Origin of the sequence: Rhodanobacter fulvus Jip2 (assembly GCF_000264315.1) — a bacterium.
GTDB lineage: Bacteria > Pseudomonadota > Gammaproteobacteria > Xanthomonadales > Rhodanobacteraceae > Rhodanobacter > Rhodanobacter fulvus.
In genome coordinates this window covers 1-2,459 of sequence record NZ_AJXU01000057.1, presented here as the reverse complement: position 1 = coordinate 2,459, position 2,459 = coordinate 1, and the positions used below count along the sequence as shown (strand labels likewise).

The window sequence follows — 2,459 nt, the reverse complement described above, 5'->3', positions numbered from 1 at the left end:
GATTGATCAGAGCATCCCTAACGCCTGAGTTAAGCCGACTTGCGTAGTGGAGCCAAAGCCATGGCAAGCTCTTTCTGCCATGGCTTTGGTGTAACGAAGCAAGTTCGGCTTGAACGAATTGTTAGGCCTCACGCCCCCAAGAGCTGGGCCTCATGGCCGGAGGATAGCAAACGATTACGAGCGATCTCATATTTTTCCGTGAGGTACTGCACTAGCGACATGTCTCCACCAGCTTCTTTGTACAGCTCCAAATAGCGGAAAATTCCCTCGGCTGCTAGGTGAGCGCGCAGCCAGATGTCACGATCTTGGATCAGCTCACCATCGGGGAGCACGCGGAACTTTAAGCCCTGCGCAACGATGGGCAGATGTTGCTCCCAGTCAATTCCGTCGCTTTGGAGCAGGGTGCGCAAAGGCACCTCTTGGACTTTATCTGCGGCGCCGAAATCATTGCCCCAAACCCAAGGGGCTTGGCAAGTTACGGGCTTAGCCACACATAGCTCAAAGTCATGTTCATAGCCCTGGATGGTCTTCAGGAGCTCGTCGCGCCGGCTTTGTTGCCGAGATTGATTAATGGTGTGTAGGCCCAAGGCAAAGGCAAGAAAGGCAAACAATGGGCCCAGCGTGCCTCCGAGATAATCACCAAAATTTGCCCAGTCCTGAGAGCTATCAGCAAGATCACCGTGAAACTGATAAAGATAGAGCGCCACAACACAGCAAGCTAGCGCTACTGCAAGAGTCGCTGCAATAATGACCGCGCTCATTCGGTAGATTCGTAGTCTCATAGTGAGGCCTAACGCCGGAAATCAGCGGCGCGGGCACCGCGTCCGCTGCATTGGCTTGTTAGACCGCTCATCACTGCAGCTTGGTAGAAGGTTGGACAACGAAGCCACCAGAGCCCAAACTTATACGAAAGAATCGTGGATCTTCTGTGCCTATGATAAAGCTTCGCTCCACGAGAGCGTCACCAGCCTGCGGGGTTGGCGCTACGGCGAAGATATGACTACCCGGTGCGAGATATATGACGACGGATTCACTGGTTCTAATCTGAGCGATATTAGTGCCGTCGATAGCGAGCACTACTGACCTACCCGCACCGTTGAAGCCGGCATCGCGGACAAATGTGACTTTGATAAAACCGGGAGTCTGAGCTTTAAACTGGGCGTACCCAGTCTCAAGCCGTGACTTTGGAACAATGTCTGCGTTTGATACAGGCACCGGCGTGGTGGCGCATCCTGCGAGTCCAGCAAGTAACACCAAAAGAATCCATGGTCTTGTCATGCGTCCTCCACTGCGGTCTAACGCCTGAGTTAAGCCGACTTGCGTAGCGTAGCCGACAACGTGGCAAGCTTTACCTGCCACGTTGTTGGTGTAGCGAAGCAAGTTCGGCTTGAACGAATTGTTAGACCCCGGGCTTGGATGCCGAGTACTGGTCTAGGATGTGGACGAAGAAGTCGGTGAGTTCTGTAAAACAAGCTGCGATTTCTACCCAGCTTGACTCGGGGTACTTCGTATCAAATTGCGTAATCATAAGGTTGATGTGGCTGCCATTTTCATCCGAGGTCATTTCCGAGGCGGAGAACAGCTGCTGCTCTGAAAAGTGAACCGAACCCGAAGTTCTGTCATACACATCAGCAGCCCACGCAAGGGTTTTTGATAGACGCTCAATCAGGTATTGGTCAGTGAGTCTCTTTCCATCGCGGCACTTAAACGAGCGCAGCTTTTCACCACCAATTACGCGCCTAGCAAGGTCCTCTCGATCTGCAACATAGGTGTAGGCAAGAACACGACTAACCGTATCAATCTGCATCCTTACGAGTGCTCTGCCACATAGCATGTTCTTGGCGTTGATCATTGCGATCAGGCCGTGGCCAAGCCCTAACGTGCGCTTTGTCGCGCCCGCAAGAACCAGGTCCGTGTAGTACATGGAGCTGCCTTCTTTGCCGAAGGCCCGCAGCATAGCGCCTGGGACTTTGTCCAGGGCATCGTTGAGACTTTGAAGTTCGCTGGTCAGTTCCACCGGGGTCTAACGCTAGAGTTAAGCGGCGGCGTAGCCGTCCGCCTTGAACGAGATGTTAGATGCAAGGGGCGCACATGGCACACGAGACAGATAGTGGTCATCGCGCAAAAGAAGGCATGACCATATGCCTTCGTGATCTTGGGGACGGCCAGTCGCTACTGATCTTCGATCATGTTGTTGCGGGCAATCCAGCTGCGTCGGAGCGAGTCTGGAGGCACAAAGTATTCTCTACGCACAATGTGTATCCCAACGACCGCCTAGACGCTATGGAGCTTTCAGACCAGCAATTTCAAGAGATCGGTGAGGTAGTTGTTGCTCACCTTTTGGCAATCAACAAGCGAGGCAAGTAGGTGGCTGCTCGACGGGCATCTAACAACTCGTTCAAGGCGGACGGCTTCGCCGCCGCTTAACTCCAGCGTTAGGGATGCTCTGATCTATTCCC

Annotated in this window: 3 protein-coding genes; 1 reads left to right on the top strand and 2 read right to left on the bottom strand. The window is 53.3% G+C overall.

Annotated features, from left to right (window positions below):
* Positions 1–128: 128 nt before the first annotated feature.
* The gene (locus tag UU9_RS13285; RefSeq protein ID WP_007082274.1) at positions 129–761 is read right to left on the bottom strand and encodes a hypothetical protein; all 633 of its coding nucleotides are present in this window, start codon (positions 759–761) and stop codon (positions 129–131) included.
* 638 nt (positions 762–1,399) lie between these two features.
* A complete protein-coding gene (locus UU9_RS13280; RefSeq protein WP_040671041.1) occupies positions 1,400–2,017 on the bottom strand; it encodes a hypothetical protein in 618 nt (205 codons plus the stop codon).
* A 74-nt stretch (positions 2,018–2,091) separates the two neighbouring features.
* Here UU9_RS13280 and UU9_RS13275 point away from each other — a divergent pair, with 74 nt between their 5' ends.
* A complete protein-coding gene (locus tag UU9_RS13275; RefSeq protein ID WP_156804294.1) occupies positions 2,092–2,367 on the top strand; it encodes a hypothetical protein in 276 nt (91 codons plus the stop codon).
* The last annotated feature ends 92 nt before the right edge of the window (positions 2,368–2,459 follow it).